At 68.0% G+C, this 4,832-nt stretch carries 5 protein-coding genes; 2 read left to right on the forward strand and 3 right to left on the reverse strand.

The window, feature by feature from the left end; genetic code table 11:
* From ACYVE7_RS29095 to ACYVE7_RS29105, 3 genes are all read right to left on the reverse strand, one after another.
* The coding region (locus ACYVE7_RS29095) for a DEAD/DEAH box helicase (RefSeq protein ID WP_460369086.1) at positions 1-1,309 on the reverse strand (1,309 nt) is incomplete at its 3' end.
* 120 nt (positions 1,310-1,429) lie between these two features.
* Positions 1,430-1,633: a cold-shock protein gene (locus ACYVE7_RS29100; protein WP_460369088.1), complete on the reverse strand. Its 204-nt coding sequence runs from the start codon at positions 1,631-1,633 to the stop codon at positions 1,430-1,432.
* 217 nt (positions 1,634-1,850) lie between these two features.
* Complete coding sequence (locus ACYVE7_RS29105) at positions 1,851-2,438, reverse strand: helix-turn-helix domain-containing protein (RefSeq protein ID WP_460369090.1); 588 nt, start codon at positions 2,436-2,438, stop codon at positions 1,851-1,853.
* Positions 2,439-2,556: 118 nt separating this feature from the next.
* Between ACYVE7_RS29105 and ACYVE7_RS29110 the strand changes: the two genes are divergently transcribed.
* A complete protein-coding gene (locus ACYVE7_RS29110) occupies positions 2,557-4,035 on the forward strand; it encodes an NCS1 family nucleobase:cation symporter-1 (protein WP_460369092.1) in 1,479 nt (492 codons plus the stop codon).
* Positions 4,032-4,748, forward strand: coding sequence for an aspartate/glutamate racemase family protein (locus ACYVE7_RS29115; RefSeq protein WP_460369095.1), 717 nt, complete (start codon positions 4,032-4,034; stop codon positions 4,746-4,748). The genes ACYVE7_RS29110 and ACYVE7_RS29115 overlap by 4 nt, the downstream gene beginning before the upstream one ends.
* Positions 4,749-4,832 lie beyond the last annotated feature (84 nt).

Genomic DNA, 4,832 nt, shown 5'->3' on the forward strand with positions numbered 1-4,832 from the left:
GGGCCGGGCGCGGAGCCAGGACGACCGGGGTGCCCGACGGCGGACGGGCGCCCGTGATGTCGGTGAGGGCCGCGTCACCGGGCGCGACGTTCGTCTCAACCGGGGTGATGCCGGCGGCGCGCATCAGCGCGGCCAGCTCACGGCGCTGGGCCGGAGTGACGAGCGTCACGACCGTGCCGGACTCGCCGGCGCGGGCCGTGCGGCCACCGCGGTGCAGGTAGTCCTTGTGGTCGGTCGGCGGATCGATGTTGACGACCAGGTCGAGGCCGTCGATGTGGATGCCGCGGGCGGCGACGTTGGTCGCGACCAGGACGTTCAGTTCGCCCGTCCGGAACTGCTCGAGGCAGCGGTTGCGCTGCGGCTGCGACTTGCCGCCGTGCAGGGCCGCCGCGCGGACTCCGCTGGCCAGCAGCTTCTTGGTGAGCCGGTCGGCGGCGTGCTTCATCCCCACGAACATGATCGTCCGGCCTTCGCGGGCGGCGATATGGAGGGTCGTGTCCAGTTTCGCGGCGTCCGAGACGTGCAGCAGATGGTGCTCCATCGTGGTGACGGCCCCGGCCGACGGGTCGACGGAGTGGGTGACCGGGTCGTCGAGGAACTGCCGGACCAGCCGGTCGACGTTCCGGTCGAGCGTGGCCGAGAACAGCATCCGCTGCCCGTCCGGCCTGACCTGGTTGAGCAGCCGGGTGACCTGCGGCAGGAAGCCCATGTCGGCCATCTGGTCGGCTTCGTCCAGGACGGTGATCCCGACCTGGTCGAGCCGGACGGAGCGGCGGTCGATCAGATCGGCGAGCCGGCCGGGCGTCGCGACGACGACCTCGCAGCCCCGCCCGATCGACGACTCCTGCCGTCCGATGGACATTCCGCCCACCACGGTCGTGAGCCGGATCTTGACGGCGTCGGCGTAGGGCGTCAGAGCGTCGGTGACCTGCTGGGCGAGCTCTCGTGTCGGCACCAGGACGAGCGCCAGCGGCCTGCCCGGTTCAGCACGCTTTCCGGCGATCCGGGCGAGGAGCGCGAGCCCGAACGCGAGGGTCTTGCCGGAGCCGGTGCGGCCGCGGCCGAGGACGTCGCGGCCGGCGAGCGCGTTGGGGAGCGTCGCGGCCTGGATCGGGAACGGGGCGTCGAGCCCCTGCTTCTGGAGTGTCGTGAGCAGCGCGGCGGGCAGTCCCATCGCCGCGAACTCTTCGACGGCGGGCAGCGGCGGCACGGTGTTCACGGGCATCGCGAATTCTCCGCCCGTAGCCTCCGGACGGCTTTTCGCAGATGATTTAGCCGGTTTTGTCCGGCGCTGAGCTGCACGTGTCATGAAATAAGGCCTTTCCTCGCGGCACGTATCGAGGAGACCCAAGTACGAACCAGGTGGGGGAAACAAGTCCGCGGGGGCCCGGACCTTGACGGTCCGAACCCCCGCGAAAGGTGAAGCTGATTAGGCCGGAACGATGTTCTCGGCCTGCGGGCCCTTCTGGCCCTGCGTGATGTCGAAGGAGACCTTCTGGCCCTCCTGGAGCTCACGGAAGCCCTGCGCGGCGATGTTCGAGAAGTGGGCGAACACGTCAGCGCCGCCGCCGTCCTGCTCGATGAAGCCGAAGCCCTTTTCGGAATTGAACCACTTGACAGTACCGGTAGCCATTTTTCTCTCCTTCACCCCCGGTAACCCATAAAACAAAATGCGCCACCGCGAACCAGATGCCTGCGGGGCGCATAAATAAGCTTATGGGAACCACAATTAACTTCCCTCACCTTAGCACACGCCCCGCGAGCACTTACCCGTTTTTCGCGGCGCGGCACCTCATCAGCAGGCGAAAACCCTGGCTGGGAAGGGGATTCATACCGGTTTGAGACTTTACCTACGGATGGACGATCAGCCAGGTCGCGACGGCCGCCACCTCGTCGGAGCGGTTGCTGATCAGATGGGGACGCTCGCAGGGGAAGGTGATCGAGTCGTTGGCCGACAGGGTGACGACCTCCCGCTCGAACTCGATGGTCAGCTCACCGGAGACGACCGTGCCGATCTCGTAGCCGTCGTGCTTGAGGAGCTGGCCGTGCGTGTCGGAGGCGGCGCCCGGCGGGTAGGTCGACTCGAAGAACTCGACACCGGGTGTCGCCACGGGCGACAGCCGCCGGAAGAGGACCCCGCCGTCCAGCAGGATCGGCGCGACCTCCCACGAACGCCGGATCGCGATGCCCTGCGGCCCGTCGACCGGCTTCTCGACCATGGTCTCGAACACCGCTGACAGCGGGACGCCCAGCACCGTCACATAGGCGATCAACCGGCTGACGGACGGCCGCATCGAGCCCCGTTCGATCTGCGAGACGGCGCTCGGCGAGATCCCCAGATCCTTGGCCAGCGAGCGGAGCGACCGCCCCGACTGCTCGCGCAGCTCCCTGAGACGTGCCCCGAGGGCCTCGCTGCCCAGGGCGTCGAGGTTCGTCACAGGGGTTTTACCTCCGGGAAATGACGCGCCGTCCGTCCAGTCCTAGATTCACACTTGTTAAGCGATGGCTTAACACCTGCGCCCGTGTGCAAACGCACCATACCCCCAGGGAAGCAGCATGTCCGTAGAAGCGGCCCCGCCCGTTCCCACTCCGGAACGCGACCCCCGACTCACCAACGAAGACCTGGCCCCGCTGGAGAAGCAGACCTGGTCGACCTACAACATCTTCGCCTTCTGGATGTCCGACGTGCACAGCGTCGGCGGGTACGTCACGGCGGGCAGCCTGTTCGCCCTCGGCCTGGCGTCCTGGCAGGTGCTGATCTCCCTGCTCGTCGGCATCCTGATCGTCCAGGCGTTCTGCAACCTCGTCGCGAAGCCGTCGCAGGTCACCGGCGTCCCCTACCCGGTGATCAACCGGGCGATCTTCGGGGTGCTCGGCGCGAACATCCCGGCGATCATCCGCGGTCTGATCGCGATCGCCTGGTACGGCGTCCAGACGTTCCTGGCGTCCCAGTCCCTGATCATCATCTTCCTCAAGTTCTGGCCGTCGACCGCGAACCTCAACGACTCGACGTTCCTCGGGCTCTCGCCGCTCGGCTACATCGCGTACGCGATCCTCTGGGTCGCGCAGGCGATGGTCTTCTGGAAGGGCATGGAGGCGATCCGGCGGTTCATCGACTGGGCCGGGCCCGCCGTCTACGTCGTCATGCTGGTCCTGTGCGGCTACCTCATCGCGAAGGCGGGCTGGAGCAACATCAGCCTCGACCTTTCGGAGGGCAAGTCGCTCGGGTTCGGCGCGTCGATCACCACGATGCTCAGCGCGATCGCGCTGGTCGTCTCCTACTTCTCGGGGCCGATGCTGAACTTCGGGGACTTCTCCCGGTACGGCCGGTCGTTCGACGCCGTCAAACGGGGCAATCTTCTCGGGCTGCCCGTCAACTTCCTGTTCTTCTCGATCCTGACGGTGCTCACCGCGTCGGCGACCGTCCCGGTGTTCGGGACGCTCATGACCGACCCGATCGTGACCGTCCAGGCCATCGACTCGACCTTCGCGATCCTGCTCGGCGGGCTCACCTTCGTCATCGCGACGGTCGGCATCAACATCGTCGCCAACTTCATCTCCCCGGCCTTCGACTTCTCCAACGTCTCCCCGCAGAAGATCAGCTGGCGGACCGGCGGGATGATCGCCGCGGTCGGCTCGGTGCTGCTCACCCCGTGGAACTGGTACTCCGACCCCGACGCCATCCACTACACGCTCGGCATCCTCGGCGCGCTGATCGGCCCGCTGTTCGGCGTCCTCATCGCCGGCTACTACGTGCTCGCCAAGCAGCGGGTCGACGTCGACGCCCTGTTCACCATGGACCCGCAGGGCCCGTACTTCTTCAAACGCGGCTACAACCCGAACGCCGTCTACGCGACGGTCGCCGCCGGCGTCCTTTCGATCGCCTCGGTGCTCATCCCGAAGGGCCTCCTCGACCTCGACGTCACCACCCACGACCTCACCTGGATCACCGACTACAGCTGGTTCATCGGCTGCGGCGCCGGTTACGTCGCACTCGTCCTGCTGGAACGACGGAAGCCGCTGATCGCGGGATGACCAGCCTTCTCGTGATCAACCCGAACACCGCCCGGACGATGACGGCCCTGATCGGCCGCACCGCCCGGGCGGTGGCCTCCCCCGGCACGACGATCGAGGCGATCACCTCACCGATGGGGCCCGCGTCGATCGAAAGCCACTACGACGAGGCGCTCGCCGTCCCCGGGATCCTCGCCGCGATCGGCTCCGCGCCGCCCGCGGACGGCTATGTCATCGCCTGCTTCGGCGATCCCGGTCTCGACGCCGCCCGCGAACTGGCGGCCGCGCCCGTCCTGGGCACCGCGCAGGCCGCCCTGCACACCGCGGCCCTGCTCGGCCGGTCGTTCAGCATCGTCACGACTCTCGCCCGCACCGTCGGCCGGGCCACCGACCTGGTCCACCACTACGGTTTCGACCGCGCCTGCGCCGGAATCCACGCGTGCGACGTCCCCGTCCTGGACGTCGAGGACGCCTACGAGCCCGTCGCCGCGGCCTGCCGTCTCGCCCGCGACACCGACCGTCCCGACTCTCTTGTTCTGGGTTGTGCGGGTATGGCCGCGTTCTGTGGTCCGCTTTCGGCGGCGCTCGGCCTGCCCGTCATCGACGGTGTCGCCGCCGCGGTGAAGCTCGCCGAGTCCCTCGCCGCCCAGCACCTCACCCCCGCGGGCTCGGGGGAGTTCGCCCGGCCGCCCGCCAAGCCGTACTCCGGTCTCCTCAGCCCTTTCGCCCTTTGACGGTCGCGGCTAGGCCGTGTCTTATGGATCTTGTCCGTAGCGAGCGGCGGTCAGGTGCGTGCCTCGGGGGTGCGGAGGAGGGAG

The organism is Actinocorallia lasiicapitis, assembly GCF_054778695.1.